Raw genomic sequence first — 19,017 nt, forward strand, 5'->3', positions numbered from 1 at the left:
ATAATAGTTAATTGTCCCTTATAATTTAATGGGGATTTAGTGCATTTGTAAGGCGAACAACTAATAGTCAAAGATAAAATTCTTGGCATAATTTTTGGTGATAGGATGAGGATATTTTATATCTCACTCTTTATTATCTCACTGATGTTGGTTTTATTCATTATCTTGCCTGTAATAAATATGCTCTTAAATCCAGGGGATGTTAAAGGAGCGTTGATGGACAAGGAAGTTATTGATTCATTACTTGTAAGTTTATATGCTGCATCAACAGCAACCATTATAGCGTTATTTTTTGGTATCCCACTCGGCTATCTATTGGCGAGGTATGATTTTAGAGGGAAGGACTTTGTTGAGGCAATTGTGGATTTGCCAATGGCAATACCTCATTCTGTTGTGGGGATTATGATTTTATCTTTCTTTTATAATAATCCTATAGGCATCTTTAATAATTTTGGGGCGTATATTGTTGATAATTTCTGGGGAATTGTGGTTGTTATGTTATTTGTTGGTGTGCCTTTTATGGTGAATAGTGCAAGAGACGGATTTTTGATGGTTGATGAAGAACTTGAGCATGTTTCGAGGACATTGGGAGCATCTCAAATGAGGACATTCTTTAATATATCTCTCCCTCTAATATACAACAACATTATATCTGGAAGCATATTAACATTTGCGAGAGGGATTAGTGAGGTCGGAGCAATCTTAATAGTTGCATATTTCCCAAAAACAATGCCGGTTTTGATATTGGAAAGATTTAATAATTTTGGATTAAGTGCTTCAAAACCTATTGCAGTGATTATGATTTTAGTTAGTATTATGATTTTTGCATTACTTAGATTAGTTAGGAAAAGAAAATGATTTTAAAAGCAAAATTTAGGAGAAAAAGTAAATTACCAAAAATTTGGTGAAAAAATTTATTAAATATGCTTAGGGTAGTTAGGAGGGAAAGATATTGCTAAGAATAGAGAATTTATCAAAAATTTGGAAGGAATTTCAATTAAAAAATATAAATTTGGAAATTAACAAAGAATACTGCATTATCTTAGGGCCAAGTGGTGCTGGAAAATCAGTCCTATTAAAATGCATAGCCGGGATTTTGAAGGTTGATAGTGGGAAGATATACTTTAATGGGGAGGACATAACAAATCTCCCCCCTGAAAAGAGGAATTTTGGTTATGTTCCTCAAAACTATGCTTTATTTCCAAACATGAATGTCTATAAAAATATTGCCTATGGTCTGAGGATTAGGGGTTATCCAAAACCAAAAATAGATAAAAAAGTTGAAGAAATTGCCGAGTTTTTAAATATAAAACATCTCCTAAACAGAAAACCCACAACATTAAGTGGAGGAGAGCAGCAGAGGGTTGCATTAGCAAGGGCATTAGTCTTAGAACCAAATTTACTTTTACTTGACGAACCAACATCTGCACTTGATATGAACAATAAAGAAAAAATCATTGGTGAATTAAAGAGGGTTGGAGAAATTCTCCCAATAATTCACATAACTCACGATTTCGTTGAGGCAAAAACACTTGGAGAAAAAATAGCAATCTTCATGGATGGAAAGCTTGTGGAAGTTGGGGATAGGGAGATATTTAAAAAACCAAAAAACGAAAGAGTTGCTAAATTTTTGGGTTATAATATTGTTAAAATAAATGGAGAAAAGTTCGCAATAGCTCCGGAAGATGTTGTAATTTGTAGGGGAAGTAAGGGGAAAATAGTCAATATCATAGATTGTGGGTTTTATAAAAAAGTTATGGTTGATTTTGAGGGAAATATTTTAAGATGTATTTTAAAAGAAGATAAAGAAGATATTGATTTAAATAATTTAAATATAGGGGATAGGGTTGGTGTTAAATTTGAAAATAAAATATATTTAGTTGGAAAATAGAAAAGTAAGAATTTTGGAGTTTATGTTCTAAATCTATCAGCAATTTTTTTGACATTTTCTGATATTTCAGTAGCTTTTTCAATAACTCTACTAATCTCATCGCACCCCTGTTTTGCTCTTCTGCACTTGCTGTCAATTCCTCAGGCTTACAACATTGAGGAAATGGATAAAGTTTATATTTATATTAATAAATATTTAAATATGTGATGGAATATTAAGGTCCCAAGGCAAAAAGTATATAAACTAATAATGTTAATAATAATGTTAACATTGTTAAGTAAATGCTATGTAAATAAATTGGGCAAAATCAAAGATTTAGTTGAATAACTACGTTATTCAACTTCCCTGCAACCGAAGGTTGCAGTGGACGCTGCTCGAACCTTCGGTTCGATGACAAATTAAATGGCAAAACAAGGTTTTGCCATATAACGCACGAAACATAGCCATACATTTTTTCTAAAATTTGTAATTTATTTGCTAATTCTAAACACAACACACATTTTTTGAATTCCAATTATGTATTGAATTCTGTCTTAAACACCTAAATAGGAGGGATATTTTTGATAGATATAAAACAATTAAAAAGGTATGCTAATCCATCTTATTTAACAATAAGAGAGGACAAAATTTTAGTTTGTAATAAAAGAGAGGCGAGATTATCAAGAGAAAAAATGAACAAGATAGAGGAAGAATTTGGCATTCCTGTGATATATTCAAGAACTTACGAAGAAGTTTCAAAAAAAGTTGGGAGATTCATAATTAGAAACAAAATAATAAACCCAAGAGACATTATTGTAGTTGGGTTAAGTGGAGGAAAGGATAGCTTAATGTTACTACACTTGTTAGAGCCATACAGGAGGAAGTACGGGATAGATATTCATGCAATTACAGTTGATTTAAACGTAGATGGGATTAGGCCTTGGAGTGAGGATAGGGAGGGAATGAAACTCATAAAAGACCACTGCAAAAAATTAAATATCCCACACAAGGTTTTGAAATGTGATAAGAACGTTGTTGAGTTATCAAGAATATTATCAGAAAATGACAATGGGATTGAATATTCCCCATGCTTCTCTTGCTCAATTATAAGGAGGCACTTATTAACAAAGTATGCAGATAGTTTAAAAGAAAAAGAAGGGAGAGACGTCAAAATTGCATTTGGGCATACTTTAGAGGACAACTCAGATACCGTATTGGCAAATATTCTTAAAGGGTGTGCTATAAAGGCACTTAAACCAATAAAACAATTCTATGAGAACGTCGTTGATTATAAGTACTTTAAAATAACCTTAAAACCATGCACCATTATCAGGCCCCTCCTCCCAGTTTCTGAAAAGAGCATTATAAAAGCACTTAATGAATGTGGCATTGAATACTATAGAGACAAAGATGAATGTCCTTACAGTAGGAACAGAGGAGATAATATTAGAAGAAGGGCGCATGAAGTCCTCAGCCTCCTTGAAAAAGAAGTTAAGAATGTTAGGGAAATGGTTGTAAGTGCTGCAATAAAATCAGAAAACAAAATGAAAAAGAGTGAAGAAAAAGAAAACGAAGTAATTGACGAATAAATAAAAAAATAGAACAAAAAATAGAATAAATAAAAAATAACAACAAAAATCAAAAATAAAATACGAGGTAGAGCAGAATGAAATGCAGTAAATGTGGAAAAGAAGCAATATACCACCAAAAATACTCTGGCTTATATTTATGCAAAGAATGTTTTATAAAGGATGTTGAGAGAAAAGTTAGGAAGGTTCTTGGCAGAAATATTATAAGAAACAATATGAAGATAGGCGTTGGGTTGAGTGGAGGAAAGGATAGTGTGGTTATGACATACATACTAAATAAATTCTTTAAGCCAATTCCAAATTCAGAAATTATTGTATTTTTTGTGGATGAGGGTATAAAGGGATTTAGAAAAGTAGCGAGAAAATTTGTCGTGGAGTTTTGTGAGGAATATGGTATAAAATATAAAATCATCCCACTTGAGGAGGAAATTGGAGTTAGTCTTGATGATATTGTGAAAATTGCAAGAGAAAAAAACCTAACTTTAAACCCATGTTCCTTTTGTGGTGTAATGAGGAGGAAATTATTAAATAGGGTGGCATTGAAAGAGGGATGTAATTATTTAGCCATAGGACACAACTTGGATGACATGGCTCAAGCAGTAATGATGAACTATATAGATGGAGCCATAGAAAAACTTGTTAGATTAGGTAAAGATGTGGAACATCCGCTTTTGGTGAAGAGGATAAGACCTCTAAAATATGTCCCAGAGGAAGAAGTTCAATTGTATGCTGATTTAGTTGGACTAAAGTATCAAAAAGAACCCTGCCCATACTCATCAATCTCATATAGGGCAGAGATAAGTGAGATTATAGATAAACTTGAAGACAGTCATCCAGGAACAATGCATTCAATTGTAAGTGGTTTTGAAAAATTAATTAAGCACTTGGGTATTAAAATGGAAGTAAAAACCTGTAAGATTTGCGGAGAACCAGCATCAGGGGATATCTGCAAGGTTTGCTTATGGATGGAAAAGTTGGGACTTAAAGCATAGTCCTCACTATAAATAGTTAAAATGAAAAATTAAACGATATTTATGCTTTATTTGAGAATTAATCAATCTTATCTTTCTCAAAATATTTTTATTACTCCCAAATACATGCAAAAATCAGCAAATGACTGTAAATTTCCCTTACATAAAGTAATAAAGGTGAATCTATGGATAAAGTAGTAGTTACAATAGATGAGTTAAAAAAGATGATAAGGAACAATGAAGAGGATAAAATAGACGAAATAGATATTGTCACAGCAGCAACATGCGGTATAATGTCTGGAACAATGGCAATCTTTTACATCCCAATGAATGACAGGTTTAGAAAAGCAGAGAAAGTATATTTAAATGGTATTAGAGGTTTCCCAGGACCATGTCCAAACGAATACCTTGGTAGTGTGGATGTGGTTGTTTTTGGAACTGAACATAATGGTGACTATGGAGGAGGATTTTTGTTTAAGGATTTAGTGAAAGGAAAAGAGGTTGAGGTAAAGGTTGAATGTGATGGAAAAATATATGAGAGAGAAATAACTCTCGACGAAATCCCAACTGCAAGAATGATTGGAACAAGAATGGCATTTAAAAATTATGTTGCAGTTACAAACTTTGGAGATGAACCAATAAAAACAATATTCCATAGAAAGTTTTTGAGAAAAGGAGAGGCATCATTCTCAGGTTGTGGAGAAATAAACCCATTACAAAATATGCACGTGGATGAGAAGGAACTTGTTGGTAAGAAAATTTTGTTGAATGGAGCTGAAGGTGTTATATTAGGATTTGGGACAAGATACTCTAAGGAAAAACCAAACATCATGATATCTGCAGATATGCACAATATGGATGCTTACTATTTGGGTGGCTTTATAACCTCAACAGGGCCAGAGGTATTTAACACTATAGCAATTCCAATAGAGGTGAATGAGAAGCATAAGGAGTATTTAAAGAAACTTGATGAAGATATTGATTTGCCATTAACGAATGTCATTGGTAGGAAAATTGTGGATGTTGGGAAATATTCAGAGGTTTGGAAAGATGTTGATTTAAGACCACATATTAATGTATATAGGTGTAGAAATTGTGATTTTTGCATTGTTGAAGAGTTATGTCCAACAAAAGCAGTAAGAAGGGTGGAGTATTTAGGTGGGAGAAGGTTGCCTAATGAAGATTGTTTCGGATGTGGAGTTTGTGCAACAAGCTGTCCGTATGGAATATACCAAATGAAACTTGGTAGTATATTGGGCATTCCAATAACATGTAGGCAATCTGATAGAGAGAGGGCATTAAAACTTGCTGAAGAATTAAAAGAGAGAATTATTAAAGGGGAATTCAAGATTTAACTTTTAAATACTTATTGTAAATATTCATTCATTAATGAATTCAAAAGGAGAGATGTTCATGCTTTATGTTGTGGGAATAGGACCGGGAGGAGAAGAACATCTTACAAAAAAGGCAGAAGAGATTTTAAAGAACGTTGATTTAATAGTTTGCTATAAGGGGTACAAAAAATTTGTAGAGAGGTTTAACAAGCCAATATACACAACTGGAATGAAAAAAGAGATTGAGAGGGTAGAATATGCATTAAGAGAAAGCAAAGATAAAGATGTTGCTTTGGTTTCAAGCGGTGATGCTACAATTTACGGTTTGGCATCTCTTGCTTATGAGTTAAATGAAAAGAAAAATTACAATGTTGAAATAGAAGTAATTCCCGGCATAACCTCTGCAAGTTCATGCTCTGCAATCTTAGGGGCTCCACTTAACCATGACTTTGTTGTTTTAAGTTTGAGTGATTTATTAACTCCATTGGACATTATTTTAAAGAGGGTTAGATGTGCATTAGAGGGGGATTTTGTAATTGCAATCTACAACCCAATGAGCAAATCAAGAAAAGAACCGTTTTTAAAAACCATAGAAATTGTTAAGAGATATGCAGAAAAGAATAATACAAACTATATTATTGGAATTGTCAAAAATGCAGGTAGGAAGAATGAAGAATATAAGATAATAACAATCAACGAGCTAATTAACAATTTAGAAAAATACATGGAATTTATTGACATGAATACAACTTTAATAATTGGAAATTCGAATACAAAAATAATAGATGGAAAGATGGTTACCCCAAGGGGATATTTGAATAAATATAAGATAGAGTAATGCATTTCCATACTACCATTATAGTTGTTTGCCAATTTTATACGGCAAAACTTTGTTTTGCCATTTATTTTTTTAAAAGAACAATAAACCAACATAAAATTCCAAATAAAGGCTAAAGAAGTAAGGGGTCTGTCCAATATGGGTATTGGTGAGTAAATACCCATATTGAACTTGGGCGTCATCAGCCACACGAGAGTGTCTCTGCCCCTGTCGTGGACATAAAAACCTAACGGTTTTTAAGTTCTCGTCGCTTCGCTCCGAGATGACCCCAGAGCCACCCATCTATATTCTTATCTTTATAAAGTCTTATATAAATATATCGAAAACTCATAAACATATATATACTCACAAATACCCACAAAAAACTAAACAGTTTTGAACGGCAAACAACTATATTTGCGATTATCTTAGTATTATTTACCATAAATTACACTCATCAAAAAATAAAAAATTATCTTAAACAATTTGGTGAAAAAATGGAACTACAAGAAATCAGAAGAGAACTTAATGATTATTTCTTAGAAAGAAGGGAAGAAATCGATATTGCTTTAACTGCGTTAATTGCAAATGAACACTGCATTTTCTTAGGAAATCCAGGAGTTGCTAAATCGCAATTGATTAGGGCAATTGCATCCCATATAAATGCCAATTACTTCGAAAAGCTTATAACGAGGTTTTCAACAGAGGATGAGTTATTTGGCCCATTAAGCATTAAAGAACTCAAGGAAAACGATAGATTCGTTAGGAAGACAGAGAATTATTTGCCAAATGCTGAAATTGCCTTCTTAGATGAGATTTTTAAGGCAAATAGTAGTATATTAAATGCATTATTATCAATAATGAATGAGAGAATTTACCACAATGGAGATGTTATCCAAAAAGTGCCCTTGATAAGTTTGTTCGGAGCATCTAATGAACTACCAGAGGAAAACGAGTTATTAGCATTTTACGATAGGTTTTTGTTTAGGAAGAAAGTAGATAGAATAAAATCTATGCTAAATCTTGAAAAATTAATTGATTTAAATGAGAATTATAAACCAAAAACAACAATGGACATAGATGAAATAAAAAAATTGAGAGAAAAGATAGAGAAGGTTGATATATCTAACATAAAGAGATATCTAATAGACATTAAAATGACGTTGGAGAATGAAGGCATCTATATTTCTGATAGAAGATTTAAGAAATCAGTTAAAGCAGTTAAGGCTTATGCTTTTTTAAATGGGAAGGATAATGCAGATGAGAATGATTTAGATATTTTAAGGCATATATACTGGGATGAGCCGAATGAGTTTTATAAGGTGTCAATAACCATTTTCAAAATCTCAAATCACTTCTCTGGCTTTGCTCTGGAGCAGAGGGAAATTTTAGATGCTCTAATGGGAGAATTAAAGAAGATAAACAAAGATAGGCTACCACTTGGAGGCATTGAATACAGAAAAGTTCTTGAAATTCTTGGAAAGATAAATAGCATTGCCATAACTTTAAAAGATGTTAAAAGAAAGGCAGAAGAGAATGGGAAACCATCTGAATTCGTGGAGGAGGTTTTAAAGGAAGCAGAAGGGCTAAAAAATTATGTAGAAGGTCTTTTGAAAAATTAAATCCTTAAAAAGATACCAAATTTTAAAATTAACTTCTTATGTGGGGGAAAAACATGGAAAAAAGCATTAATGACATTAAAACCAAATATTTTTCTCTTGGTATTGCCCTTGGAATGACAATCGTGATTGCTTCATATGTTTTATTAAATTATGGATTTGAAAAGTGGGACGAATATCCTTTGAACTATAGTAGGGTTTCAGAATTTAAGATATACGACGATACCTTAGAAATTAACAATATCTCCTACGGAAAAAATGTCCTAAGAATGAACAACTTCATAAAGCCAATCTTAGGAGAGGGGTCTGTCCAACGTGAACAATCATAGACAAATGTCCACGTTGGACTTGGATGTCATCAGCCTCAGTTCCCTCTGGGTTCATCGGGAACATATCATCGGTCTCCATCCCTGTCACGGGGACCCCAGCTCCGCCCATAGGTTTAACACTCAGTAAAGTCCGCCTCCTTAGGTCTCCAGTATCCACCTTCATCAGAGGCATCATCCTTATATTTACATGTATATAAACTCATATATAAAAATTTCGAAAACGAAAATACATTAATGTCCACATTCGTCAATGAAAAATTAAACAGTTTCAAACGGCAAAATTATATGGGGTTGATATTACTGTTGTAGGTCATTATCCAAGAATAACATTGACTTATGTTGTTAAAAGACCAATAACAAAAGATAACATTAAAATTATAAAAAATCATTTGGAAAATAATGGTTATAAGTATAGCAAAACTTACCATCCAACATTCTCAAATAAATATCTCCTTGTGTTTAAGAAAAATAATACCAGTCTTTACATAACCTATTATGAAGAAAGCAATAGAATCGAATTTTGTGAGGAATATTCCCTAATCAGAAAGTAATTTTGGTGTAAGTTATGAAAAATGTCATCGTTCATGATGCCTACGACAAGAAGGCATTTGAAAGTTTCCTAAAAAATAACAGATACCTAAAGGCACTTTTGAGAAATTATAGCCAGTTCAGTCCATTACATGAAAAATTGGCAGAGGATACATTTTATGCTTTTTTTAAGTATGTTGTTGAATTTAATGAAGTTGTTGAGGAGGAATTTAAAATAAACAAAATCATCCTTGAAAGTGGAATGAAGTCAATTGAATATGAGAAGACAAAGTTAATGACTGAATTGGATGAAGTTAATGCAGGAATGGCAACCAATATGTTCCTTGAGAGGTTTTTTGAGAACATTAAATCATTAAAACTCCAAAATGTCTATAAAGAACTTGCTGAAAGAGCTAAAAATAAAGAAAAAGGAAATAGTGAAGGCATAAGTTTAGATAGCGAAGGTGAAAATGCAGAACTTGATGAATTCGTGTCAAAAATAAAAGATGTTGCCAAAAATTCATTAAAAGAAATCTCTGAGGACATTGAAGATACGATAAATGGGATGAATGCAGTGTCTTCTTGGGGTAGTGGAAAGGGAAATAAAAATGCCTTAAATCCAGAAGAGAGAATAAAATTGGCATCAAAAATCTTGGAAAATAAAAACTTGCACAAAATCATTAAAAAACTTGGAAAATTAAAATTCATAGCGATAAATGAATACAAATCAAAGATAAAGCATTACAGTGGGGAGATTTATTCGATAAAAATAGGGGATGACTTGAAGCATTTATTACCAAAAGAACTTGTTAATTTTTCTGATGAAGTTTTATACCTTGATTTTTTAAGGAAATTTGTGGATAAAAAACTCCTAACCTATGATTTGGATAATGAGGTTAAAAAGAATAAAGGCCCAATTATTGTTTTATTAGACCACAGCGGTTCTATGTTTGGGGAGAGGGAAATTTGGGGGAAAGCCGTAGCTTTATCAATAATAGAGATAGCAAAAAGGGAAAAGAGGAAATTTGGTTATATTGCATTTGATGATGATGTGAGGTTTAAGAGGATATTTGAAGATATTTCCATTGATGACATTTTGGAGTTGGCATCATTGTATTATGGGGGAGGGACAAATTTTGAACTACCATTAGAATGTGCAATGGAGATGATAGAGGAAGGTTTTGATAACGCAGATGTTGTATTGATCACCGATGGATATGCAGAAGTTAGTGATGAATTCTTAAAAAAATTGGATGATTTTAAAAAAGATAAAAAATTAAAATTGATATCCATCTTTATTGAGACGTATCCAACTGAAACAATAAAGAAAATTTCAGACGAGTTTGTAAAGGTTTTTGATTTGACTGATGAAGAGGCTAAAAAAGTATTTAGAAAGCTGTAAAATGTTTTTGTGGATTTATGTACTATAAATACTAAATACTAAAGTTTCTCAAAAATTAAATGAATAGTAAAGTATTTACTAAGAAATTTTGAAAGTGGGAAAATGATAGTTTATGGTCCAGTCCCATCAAGAAGATTGGGTTTATCATTAGGGATAGATCCAATTTATTATACATGCACCTTTGATTGCATCTACTGCCAACTTGGAAGAACAAGGTATTTAGTTAGTTCTCCAAAAGAGATTCCAAAAGAAATATTAGAAAAGTTTCCAACGGATGAGGATATTTACAATGAGGTTAAAAAGATAGTTGATAATTGTAGAGGTATTGATTACATCACCTTTGCTGGAAGTGGAGAACCAACACTCTCTCCATATTTAAAAGATGCAATTGAAAGATTGAAAGAATTTAACATCCCAATTTGCGTTATAACCAACTCATCATTGTTAAAATATAAAAAGGTTAGAAACGCATTAAAAGAAACAGATTTGGTTTCTGCAACATTGACCTCAACAAACCAGGAAACGTTTGAAAAAATCCATAGAACAAAAATAAAACTTAAAGATGTTGTTGATGGCTTGATTAAATTTAGAAGAGTGGCAAAAGAAACCATTTTAAATATCGAATTGATGGTATTGGAAGGAATAAACGATGATAATGAAGTCATATACAAACTCAAAGAAATAATTGATAAAATAAACCCAAATAATATTGAAATAAACACACCAATAAGACCACCATGCGAGAAATATGCAAAAAAAGTTAGTTATGGAAGGCTAAAAGAAATTAAAGAAATACTTGGAGAAAAAGCATACATAATAGAAACATGTAAAAAGAAGTATAAAGAATCATTAAACTCTAACTTCCTTGAAAGAATCTCCTCAATATTAAAAATAAGACCATGCACTGTTGAAGATTTAGCTAATGTCTTAGGATTGCATGTTTCAGAGGTTGGAAAGTATTTATATGCATTAAAAAATAGTGAAAATTTAGAATGCACTGAAATTGATGGGAAAAAATACTACTTCATCAAAATCAAATAAACTCTTTTAATTTTTCATATAACTCTTTTACTGCCTTTGATGCCTTTCCATTACCATCACAAAGCAAAATTTTATTTGCAATTAATTTTGGCACTTCAAAATCGTAAGGAATTGAATGGAAGATTTTAAATGGATAATCTATGCTGTTCATGCCTTTTTTGTTTTCAACAATTAAATAATCTATTCCAAAAAATCTCAATGTTTCAATTAATCTTAAACAATCATTAACACTTGATTTTGTTGGCTCCACTATGCACAATGCCAAATCAATATCTTTAACCGTGGCAAACAATGGACATCCAACACCAGGAGGGCCGTCAATAATTTCCAATTCAGATTTATATTGTTTAGCATGTCTCTTTATGTGCTCTATAATTTTTCCACTTCCACTTTCTCCAGGTTCCAACTCTCCCCATATCAATGGGAAGCCACAATTTCCTTCATAAATGTAGCCACTCTCATGGTTAATTGGTTCGATTGCATTATATTCACATATCAATTCACAAGCCCCACATCCTTCACATAGTATTGGATTTATTTTATATTCCTCAATAGCACCAAATTTACAAATATCTTGGCATTTTCCACAAAATGTGCAGTTTTCATTTATTTTATACAAGTCACGATAAATCACTTCTATTAACTTCTTATCTTTAACATCAAACATTAAATTGAAATTTGGTGCATCGACATCACAATCCAATGCAATTATATTTAGCTCTCTTGAGAAGAGTTTTGCTAAGGATGTTGAGATGGATGATTTTCCTACCCCACCTTTTCCTGAAACAATACCTATTTTCATCTTATCCCCAAATAATCCAATTTGCTATCTCTTCAATATCTTTCTTCAAATCACTATACTTCAAAAAACCCTCTCCTTTGCAGTAGGTTTCAACAATCCTTTTATCATAAGGAATTTTAAAATCATACTCAACATTTAAATTGTTGATTCCATATCTATTTAAAACAATCTTGTATGGGATTTTTAACTTTTCAATAATTTTTATTATCCTTTTTGCATCTGAAATTCCAAATGGTGTTGGTTCTGTAACTACAAGAACCTTATCTGAGTTAATTAATGCCCTTACAACATTACAATGTATCCCAGCGGCAGTGTCTATAATATTAATTTCACAATTTTTTGATAGAGCATATTTCTTTGTTTCATCTACAATTTTACTTGTTTTAGTTATCCCAATGTTTGATTTTCCAACGATTAAATAACTACCATCAAATTTCTTTTCATAAATTTTCCCAATGCTTTTTTTCTTAAATTTTATGTTTGTTTTTATGCCACATGCCTTACATCCACTACATAACTCCTCAATAAATATGAGTTTATCATTTATTTTTAGCAATGCACCTTCCTTACAAACGTTGTTGTAATTATAACTTATCCCTTCTCTTATGTCAGGAATTTCAATGAAAACCTCCTTTGCAAATTTTAAATCCTCACTAACTAAATATTCCAAATTTGGTGTCTCAACATCACAATCAACTAATGCAGTTGAATAATTTTCCATAAAATAAAAAAATAGATTTGCTGATAAAGTAGATTTCCCAGTACCTCCCTTTCCACCAGTTATAGCCACTATCATGCTTTCACTCAAATTTCTCTAATTTTCCCTCTAAGAATAATTTAACGCACTCATCAATTGATGATGTATTGCATTTATAGACATCAATACCCAATTTTTTAAACACATCGTATGCCTTTGGTCCTATATTCTGTACTATTAAAATATCTACATTGTAATTTCCAACAATGGATGCTGCAGTTGTCCCTACTCCATGCATTCCTCCACGAGCAGTATTTTCTACTATCTCTTTATTTTTTATTTTACCATCTTCAATTTCTACAATAACAAATTCCTCACATCTTCCAAAGTGTGGAGAAATTTTTCCATTTTCTGTCGGTATTGCTATTTTCATAATATCCCTATTGAAACAATATTTTTAGATAAAATACACTTATGTGGTAAATTATATAAAGTTTACTCAATATTGGAGGTTGTCGAAAAATTATTTCATCAATGAATTTAAATATTACTCTCTAATACTAATAACTCTCATTAGTGTTAAAATATTATGAACGATTGCTACTGCTAAAGTAGCTCTACATCTACTTTCAGGTAGTTTTTCATTTAGAGTTAATCTAAATTTAGTTTTTAGCCCTCCAAATATCGCTTCTATTACCCCTCTAATTTTATACAGTTTCTTATCAAACAATTTTTTAACTTTCTTTCTGATTTTAGAAATACCGTAATCCCATTTAAACTCTTTTGTTTTAACTATTGGAATGAGGTCTATGGATAACAACTCTCTAAGTAAATCTTCATCATCGTAACCACCATCCAACAATATTATCGCACCTTTCACAAAATCTAAAGATTTTATCATTTTTAGTAAGTTTTTACTGTCTGAACTATATCCATTATCCCATTTTACCATAACAATCGAAATTAATCCATAATCTTTATAATAGCAAGCTAATACGTGCATTTTGTCAAAAACCCGATACTTTACCTTTTTTATTTCATTATTCACAACTCTGATTCTTTCACAATACACTCTTAATAAATGGACTCCAGTGGAATCAGCTATGTAAATTATAACCGATGATTTTAACGAATTAGCAATAATTAAGTGTAATCCAACGATTATTTTAGTTAAATCGCTTATTTTAATCCTCTGAAAAGCTTTTCCGTATGTGGAGCTATCTATATGCTTTTTATGTAAATAATCGGAAAGAGTTTCTAAATCTCTTAAACTAATTCTAAAAATGTGTTTTATTATTAGAGTAGCTATATATTCATTGTAACTTATAGCTAAAGGCCTTCCTACTTTGCGTTTTTCTTTATATGGAAGTAAAATATTTATAATAAATGAAACAAAATCATAAGTGTACTTAATATTGAATATCTTAAACCTCTTATCGTAGGCTTTCCAGTATCCTTTTCTTTTGGTTTTTCTGCCGCTCATAATTATTATTACTATTATTTATAGTATTCGTATTTTTCGACAACCTCTCAATATTGTTCTACATATTCAAATATATAACATTTAAACATTTAAATATATTTTAAAAACATTGAAATTAATTGATATATCGAAAGGTTTAAATATTGGTTAGAAAAATGTCTATTTGGGTGGTAGTTATGATAATAAGAGTGTTTGGAACTGGATGTCCAAAATGCAATCAAACATACGAGAATGTTAAAAAGGCAGTTGAAGAACTTGGCATAGATGCAGAGATAGTTAAAGTTACTGACATAAACGAGATTTCTGAATGGATATTTGTTGCTCCAGGGGTTGCATTTGATGATGAGATAGTTTTTGAAGGAAAAGTTCCTACTGTTGAAGAAATTAAAAAAGAACTGAAAGATTATTTGGGGGGATAAAATGAAAGTAGCAATTATCGCATGCCAAAAAATGGTTGAAATGGGATGTCCTGGAAAAGAGGCATGTGTATCTTGCTTTAAAGCAATAAATGAAAAAAGTGGAGCATTTGAGAGATACAAGGATGTTGAGTTAGTTGCGTTTACAACATGCGGGGGATGTCCAGGAAAGAGATTCCCAATGAGAATTAAAATGCTAAAAAATGCATGCAATGCCGAGGCAATCCACATAGCGAATTGCTCTTTATTAGAACCAAAATGCCCATATATAAACTTTGAAGAAATAGCAAAGAAATTGATGGAAGAATTGGAAGTTCCTATTGTATTTGGAACACACACATTAGTTAAAAAAGGAGAAGTTGTTTGCACATGTGGAGACAAGAAAGAATAAATGTTAAATTTTCTTTTTTAATTTTTTCTTGTTTTTCTTTTCTTTTTCCTTTTCTTTTAATTTTTGCTCCATTATCCATTTGTAAATAATGCCCTTATAACCTACTTCTTTAAATCCCTCAAGTACCTTCTCCCAGTTTTCTTTTTCTCTATAAAGGCAAATGGCTTTTTGAATCTTTTTTTCTCTGTATGTGTATGGTACATAAACTTTTTCCATTGTTAATGGGTTTATCCCACTATAATACATTGTTGTTGATAATGTCATAGGTGTTGGTGTGAAGACCTGAACTTGTCTTGAATAGCATTTATATTCATGTATAAACTCTGCAAGTTTAATCATGTCCTTTATCCTGCAATTTGGATGGGCAATTAACCAGTATGGAAGGACTTCTTTTGTCCCTCCAACTTCCTCTGCAATTTTCCTATATTCTTCCAAAAACCTTTTGAACAAATTTCCATCTGGTTTTTGTATTGCTTGGCAAGTGTTTTTGGATATATGCTCTGGAGCAACCTTCAATCTCCCAGAGGCGTGGTATTTGCAAATATCTTCCAAATACTTCCTCCCATATTCCTTATCATACATCACCAAATCATACCTAATTCCAGAACGTACGTAAACTCTAACATCATCTCCAACTAAATCCCTTATTTTTTTGAGTAAATCAATTACAGGTTTGTGGGATAAGTTTAAATTCTCACACGGCTCAGGATATAGGCAGTTTTTTGGACATTTGTGGGCAATTCCCTTTTTACAACCCATTTTATACATGTTTGCGGTTGGAGCTCCGACATCTTGAATAACTCCCTTGAAATCCTCATGGTTGAGGAGTCTCTTTATCTCATTCAATATTGATTTCTCACTCCTGCTTTGAATTACCTTACCTTGATGGTACAATATTGAGCAAAATGAACACCCTCCAAAGCAACCCCTATGCGTCACAACAGAAAATTGAACAGGCACTATTGCAGGAATGTGGCATTTGTATGATGGATGGGGCTTTCTTTCAAATGGAAGTTCATAGATTTCATCAATTTCCTTTTCAGTTAAGTAAGTTGGTGGAAATTGGACAACATATTGGTTTCCATGCCTTTGGATAGTCACTTTATCCATAGTCATTAATTTTCTGTGCATTTCGGCATATTTTATCTTATCATTTTTGACATCCTCATAACTTGGTAGTTCAACGATATCATATTTTTCTTTTAATTCTTCCACTTTTTTTCTATTACACCTAATAACCGTCCCATTTACTTCTAAATCTCTAATATTTTCTCCGCTTTCTAATGCTTTTGTTATTGCCAATATGCTCTTTTCTCCCATTCCATACATTAGGATATCTGCCTTCGCATCCAATAAAATACTCCTCCTCACTTCATTATCCCAATAATCGTAGTGGGCAAATCTCCTTAAAGATGCTTCAATTCCCCCCAAAGCTACGGGAACTCCTTTAAATGCCCTCTTGATTAAATTTGTATATACTATTGTTGCCCTATCTGGTCTTTTTCTTATTCCCTCTGGAGAACATGCATCAAAGTCCCTAACCCTTTTTTGGGGGGTGTAGTGAGCAAGCATACTATCCAAGTTCCCAGCAGTAACTGCAAAGAAGTAGTTTGGTTTCCCAAGTTTTTTTATATCATCCAAATTCCTCCAATCTGGCTGGGATATGATTCCAACTCTATAGCCATGCTTTTCCAAATACCTTCCAACAACAGATGCTCCAAATAAAGGGTGGTCTATATAAACATCTCCAGTGACAATAATAACATCAAGTTCTTCCCATCCTCTTTCATCCATCTCTTCCTTACTCATTGGTAAAAACATAAAAATCACTCTTTAAATTTTTGTTTTATAAGCTATAAAAAAGGTTGCATATAGTTGTTCGCGAAATTATACGGCAAAACCTTGTTTTGCCATCAATTTTTTTGAAAGGAGAATAAATCAGGTGTTTAATTTTAGGAAATGGATTATTCTACCCTTAAATTTATTAGCGGTTATAACCAATTATTAATGCGAACAACTATAATACCCACCGTAAATTCCCAACTTTGAAAAAACAAAAATTTTTGTCTTATATACTTTTGCTGTATTCACTTTACCTTCAATACCTCACTCAAATTATATGTGAGCAAAACACACATTATTATATATAATTTTCTATTTGAAATTAGAAGAATTATTTATATACTTCAAAAATAATGTTGAATATGACTCACATGAGATGAGAGTATGCCAGAGCATATACTGTCAGGGATAAAAGCACTTGTAGCAATGAAGATGAGAAAGGAGGGAAAATTACAAAAAGAGATTGCAGAGTACTTAAATATGGACAGGTCAATAGTTTCCCACTACCTTCACGGTAGATATCCTTCAGATAGGGTTATGAAAGTCTCAGAAGTGATAGTAGAACTTCCAGTAGAGTATGGAGCAAGGATAATCCACTCTCTAAGTAACGACAAGTATATTGCAAAGAAACTCATAAAAGTTATCTACAATGCCAAGATAAAAATTGAAAAGGATAAATGCCTTGCCTGTGGAGCATGCCTCGGCTGTGAGGCAATATCAATAGAAGGTATTGAAGTAAAAATTAATGAGAATCGTTGTGTTTTATGTGGAGAATGCATAAGCAAATGTCCTATGAATGCTTTAAAATTTGTGGAGGAATGAACATGCAAATAAAAGAAGAATACAACGGAACCATAACAATATCAAGAGAGGGTGTAGAAAAGAGAGTTTTAACATGGAGTGACCACATCTGTGTTGGTTGTGGAATTTGCCACGATATCTGTCCAACAAAAGCAATTACAATGGGACCTTTAGGGGCTATTGCTAAAGGAGACATTGACGCTCCAAAATTAGACATTGACGGGAATGTTTGTGTTCTCTGTGGAATGTGTGCATGTGCATGTCCATTCAACGCTATTGATTTGAAAATCAACGATAAATCAATAAAAGAACTTCCACAATATCCAAAAATATTAAGAAATATAACATTGAGCCAAGAAACTTGTGTATTATGTGGACAGTGTGAAATTGTCTGTCCTCAAGGTGCTATAGAGGTAGAGAGGGAGTTACCACCAAGAAAGAACTTGGTTCTTGGAGAAATCAGCATAAACAAAGATAAGTGTGTTCTTTGTGGAATTTGTGCTGAATACTGTCCAGCAGATGCAATTGACTTAATTCCAAACGACATGAACTCATTAAGCCCAAAACCAATAAAGGATATTGTTGTTGATACAGATGCATGTGTATTCTGTAAAGTTTGTGAAAAAGCATGTCCACATGATGCAATAGAGGTTATCTGTTACAAGTGTCCATTGGCTAAGAGAATTGAAAAACCAAAATTATACACAGATATCAAAGGAAAAACAACAATTGATAAAGATTTATGTGTTACATGTGGATGGTGTGAAAATATTTGTCCAGTAAATGCAATTAAAGTTGAGAAGCCATTTGAAGGAGAACTCATTATTGATGAAAAAGCATGTAACGCATGTGGTGCTTGTGTTGCAATCTGCCCATGTAATGCATTGACATTCCCAAAACCAGCAGACAAAGCACAAAAAGTGCCAAGATTGGCAGTTAACCAAGATTTATGTGTCCTCTGTGGAGCTTGTGCAAAGTCATGTCCAGTTAGTGCAATAACAGTTAAGAGAACAAAGATTAACATGACAGAAACAAAAGCAACCGCATGGAAGAAAGCATTTGAAAAATTATTGGCAAAATAAGGA

At 32.3% G+C, this 19,017-nt stretch carries 22 protein-coding genes; 15 read left to right on the forward strand and 7 right to left on the reverse strand.

Going from position 1 to position 19,017, the window contains the following annotated elements; genetic code table 11:
* The first annotated feature begins 105 nt into the window (after positions 1-105).
* The 6 genes from wtpB (at position 106) to cobJ (ending at position 6,602) form a co-directional block, all read left to right on the forward strand.
* On the forward strand, positions 106-858 hold the full coding sequence (gene wtpB / locus METIG_RS02205; RefSeq protein WP_013798614.1) for a tungstate ABC transporter permease WtpB: 753 nt from the start codon (positions 106-108) through the stop codon (positions 856-858).
* Positions 859-952: 94 nt separating this feature from the next.
* Positions 953-1,891, forward strand: coding sequence for an ATP-binding cassette domain-containing protein (locus METIG_RS02210; RefSeq protein WP_013798615.1), 939 nt, complete (start codon positions 953-955; stop codon positions 1,889-1,891).
* 560 nt (positions 1,892-2,451) lie between these two features.
* Positions 2,452-3,459 (forward strand): tRNA lysidine(34) synthetase, encoded by a 1,008-nt coding sequence (locus tag METIG_RS02215; protein ID WP_013798616.1) that lies wholly within the window; start codon positions 2,452-2,454, stop codon positions 3,457-3,459.
* 77 nt (positions 3,460-3,536) lie between these two features.
* Positions 3,537-4,451 (forward strand): TIGR00269 family protein, encoded by a 915-nt coding sequence (locus METIG_RS02220; RefSeq protein WP_013798617.1) that lies wholly within the window; start codon positions 3,537-3,539, stop codon positions 4,449-4,451.
* 164 nt (positions 4,452-4,615) lie between these two features.
* Positions 4,616-5,785 (forward strand): methanogenesis marker 16 metalloprotein, encoded by a 1,170-nt coding sequence (locus tag METIG_RS02225; RefSeq protein WP_013798618.1) that lies wholly within the window; start codon positions 4,616-4,618, stop codon positions 5,783-5,785.
* Positions 5,786-5,843: 58 nt separating this feature from the next.
* On the forward strand, positions 5,844-6,602 hold the full coding sequence (gene cobJ / locus METIG_RS02230; RefSeq protein ID WP_013798619.1) for a precorrin-3B C(17)-methyltransferase: 759 nt from the start codon (positions 5,844-5,846) through the stop codon (positions 6,600-6,602).
* Positions 6,603-6,674: 72 nt separating this feature from the next.
* Here the strand turns inward: cobJ and METIG_RS09210 are convergent, their stop codons facing one another.
* Positions 6,675-6,884 (reverse strand): hypothetical protein, encoded by a 210-nt coding sequence (locus tag METIG_RS09210; protein ID WP_013798620.1) that lies wholly within the window; start codon positions 6,882-6,884, stop codon positions 6,675-6,677.
* Between the two features lie 194 nt (positions 6,885-7,078).
* On the opposite strand from METIG_RS09210, the gene METIG_RS02240 reads away from it, so the two are divergent.
* Together METIG_RS02240 and METIG_RS09390 are read left to right on the forward strand one after the other, a co-directional pair.
* Positions 7,079-8,203 carry an AAA family ATPase gene (locus METIG_RS02240; protein ID WP_013798621.1) on the forward strand — a complete coding sequence of 375 codons (1,125 nt, stop codon included), beginning with the start codon at positions 7,079-7,081 and terminating at the stop codon, positions 8,201-8,203.
* Positions 8,204-8,256: 53 nt separating this feature from the next.
* A complete protein-coding gene (locus tag METIG_RS09390; RefSeq protein WP_013798622.1) occupies positions 8,257-8,529 on the forward strand; it encodes a hypothetical protein in 273 nt (90 codons plus the stop codon).
* Here the strand turns inward: METIG_RS09390 and METIG_RS09685 are convergent.
* Positions 8,480-8,608 (reverse strand): hypothetical protein, encoded by a 129-nt coding sequence (locus METIG_RS09685; protein ID WP_281033958.1) that lies wholly within the window; start codon positions 8,606-8,608, stop codon positions 8,480-8,482. The genes METIG_RS09390 and METIG_RS09685 overlap by 50 nt on opposite strands.
* A gap of 310 nt (positions 8,609-8,918) precedes the next feature.
* Between METIG_RS09685 and METIG_RS09505 the strand changes: the two genes are divergently transcribed.
* From METIG_RS09505 to METIG_RS02255, 3 genes are all read left to right on the forward strand, one after another.
* A complete protein-coding gene (locus tag METIG_RS09505; RefSeq protein ID WP_172632602.1) occupies positions 8,919-9,080 on the forward strand; it encodes a hypothetical protein in 162 nt (53 codons plus the stop codon).
* 14 nt (positions 9,081-9,094) lie between these two features.
* Positions 9,095-10,459: a vWA domain-containing protein gene (locus tag METIG_RS02250; protein WP_013798624.1), complete on the forward strand. Its 1,365-nt coding sequence runs from the start codon at positions 9,095-9,097 to the stop codon at positions 10,457-10,459.
* 102 nt (positions 10,460-10,561) lie between these two features.
* Positions 10,562-11,500, forward strand: coding sequence for a radical SAM protein (locus METIG_RS02255; RefSeq protein ID WP_013798625.1), 939 nt, complete (start codon positions 10,562-10,564; stop codon positions 11,498-11,500).
* Here the strand turns inward: METIG_RS02255 and METIG_RS02260 are convergent.
* The 4 genes from METIG_RS02260 to METIG_RS02275 form a co-directional block, all read right to left on the reverse strand.
* Entirely contained in the window at positions 11,493-12,302 is an 810-nt protein-coding gene (locus tag METIG_RS02260) for a nucleotide-binding protein (protein ID WP_013798626.1), read from the reverse strand. The genes METIG_RS02255 and METIG_RS02260 overlap by 8 nt on opposite strands.
* Position 12,303: 1 nt before the next feature.
* A complete protein-coding gene (locus METIG_RS02265) occupies positions 12,304-13,098 on the reverse strand; it encodes a nucleotide-binding protein (protein ID WP_013798627.1) in 795 nt (264 codons plus the stop codon).
* A 4-nt stretch (positions 13,099-13,102) separates the two neighbouring features.
* The gene (locus tag METIG_RS02270; protein ID WP_013798628.1) at positions 13,103-13,432 is read right to left on the reverse strand and encodes a NifB/NifX family molybdenum-iron cluster-binding protein; all 330 of its coding nucleotides are present in this window, start codon (positions 13,430-13,432) and stop codon (positions 13,103-13,105) included.
* 114 nt (positions 13,433-13,546) lie between these two features.
* The gene (locus METIG_RS02275; RefSeq protein ID WP_013798476.1) at positions 13,547-14,482 is read right to left on the reverse strand and encodes a transposase; all 936 of its coding nucleotides are present in this window, start codon (positions 14,480-14,482) and stop codon (positions 13,547-13,549) included.
* 176 nt (positions 14,483-14,658) lie between these two features.
* On the opposite strand from METIG_RS02275, the gene METIG_RS02280 reads away from it, so the two are divergent.
* Positions 14,659-14,901: an MTH895/ArsE family thioredoxin-like protein gene (locus METIG_RS02280; protein WP_013798629.1), complete on the forward strand. Its 243-nt coding sequence runs from the start codon at positions 14,659-14,661 to the stop codon at positions 14,899-14,901.
* Between the two features lies 1 nt (position 14,902).
* The gene (locus METIG_RS02285) at positions 14,903-15,289 is read left to right on the forward strand and encodes a CGGC domain-containing protein (RefSeq protein WP_013798630.1); all 387 of its coding nucleotides are present in this window, start codon (positions 14,903-14,905) and stop codon (positions 15,287-15,289) included.
* Positions 15,290-15,292: 3 nt separating this feature from the next.
* Here the strand turns inward: METIG_RS02285 and METIG_RS02290 are convergent, their stop codons facing one another.
* Positions 15,293-17,110 (reverse strand): YgiQ family radical SAM protein, encoded by a 1,818-nt coding sequence (locus tag METIG_RS02290; protein ID WP_013798631.1) that lies wholly within the window; start codon positions 17,108-17,110, stop codon positions 15,293-15,295.
* A 405-nt stretch (positions 17,111-17,515) separates the two neighbouring features.
* Between METIG_RS02290 and METIG_RS02295 the strand changes: the two genes are divergently transcribed.
* Complete coding sequence (locus METIG_RS02295) at positions 17,516-17,953, forward strand: 4Fe-4S binding protein (protein WP_013798632.1); 438 nt, start codon at positions 17,516-17,518, stop codon at positions 17,951-17,953.
* Between the two features lie 2 nt (positions 17,954-17,955).
* Complete coding sequence (fwdF, locus tag METIG_RS02300; protein ID WP_013798633.1) at positions 17,956-19,014, forward strand: tungsten-dependent formylmethanofuran dehydrogenase subunit FwdF; 1,059 nt, start codon at positions 17,956-17,958, stop codon at positions 19,012-19,014.
* Positions 19,015-19,017 lie beyond the last annotated feature (3 nt).

Origin of the sequence: Methanotorris igneus Kol 5 (genome assembly GCF_000214415.1) — an archaeon.
GTDB classification, from domain to species: domain Archaea; phylum AGJL01; class Methanococci; order Methanococcales; family Methanococcaceae; genus Methanotorris; species Methanotorris igneus.

Coding starts and splice junctions, on each gene's coding strand:
- METIG_RS02250 (WP_013798624.1), top strand. CDS start 9,095: ATGAAAAATGTCATCGTTCATGATGCCTACGACAAGAAGGCATTTGAA.
- METIG_RS02260 (WP_013798626.1), bottom strand. CDS start 12,302: ATGAAAATAGGTATTGTTTCAGGAAAAGGTGGGGTAGGAAAATCATCC.
- METIG_RS02290 (WP_013798631.1), bottom strand. CDS start 17,110: ATGTTTTTACCAATGAGTAAGGAAGAGATGGATGAAAGAGGATGGGAA.
- METIG_RS02275 (WP_013798476.1), bottom strand. CDS start 14,482: ATGAGCGGCAGAAAAACCAAAAGAAAAGGATACTGGAAAGCCTACGAT.
- METIG_RS02255 (WP_013798625.1), top strand. CDS start 10,562: ATGATAGTTTATGGTCCAGTCCCATCAAGAAGATTGGGTTTATCATTA.
- METIG_RS09390 (WP_013798622.1), top strand. CDS start 8,257: ATGGAAAAAAGCATTAATGACATTAAAACCAAATATTTTTCTCTTGGT.
- METIG_RS02240 (WP_013798621.1), top strand. CDS start 7,079: ATGGAACTACAAGAAATCAGAAGAGAACTTAATGATTATTTCTTAGAA.
- METIG_RS02225 (WP_013798618.1), top strand. CDS start 4,616: ATGGATAAAGTAGTAGTTACAATAGATGAGTTAAAAAAGATGATAAGG.
- METIG_RS09685 (WP_281033958.1), bottom strand. CDS start 8,608: ATGGAGACCGATGATATGTTCCCGATGAACCCAGAGGGAACTGAGGCT.
- METIG_RS02280 (WP_013798629.1), top strand. CDS start 14,659: ATGATAATAAGAGTGTTTGGAACTGGATGTCCAAAATGCAATCAAACA.
- METIG_RS02295 (WP_013798632.1), top strand. CDS start 17,516: ATGCCAGAGCATATACTGTCAGGGATAAAAGCACTTGTAGCAATGAAG.
- METIG_RS02220 (WP_013798617.1), top strand. CDS start 3,537: ATGAAATGCAGTAAATGTGGAAAAGAAGCAATATACCACCAAAAATAC.
- wtpB (WP_013798614.1), top strand. CDS start 106: ATGAGGATATTTTATATCTCACTCTTTATTATCTCACTGATGTTGGTT.
- cobJ (WP_013798619.1), top strand. CDS start 5,844: ATGCTTTATGTTGTGGGAATAGGACCGGGAGGAGAAGAACATCTTACA.
- METIG_RS02285 (WP_013798630.1), top strand. CDS start 14,903: ATGAAAGTAGCAATTATCGCATGCCAAAAAATGGTTGAAATGGGATGT.
- METIG_RS09210 (WP_013798620.1), bottom strand. CDS start 6,884: ATGGGTGGCTCTGGGGTCATCTCGGAGCGAAGCGACGAGAACTTAAAA.
- fwdF (WP_013798633.1), top strand. CDS start 17,956: ATGCAAATAAAAGAAGAATACAACGGAACCATAACAATATCAAGAGAG.
- METIG_RS02270 (WP_013798628.1), bottom strand. CDS start 13,432: ATGAAAATAGCAATACCGACAGAAAATGGAAAAATTTCTCCACACTTT.
- METIG_RS02265 (WP_013798627.1), bottom strand. CDS start 13,098: ATGATAGTGGCTATAACTGGTGGAAAGGGAGGTACTGGGAAATCTACT.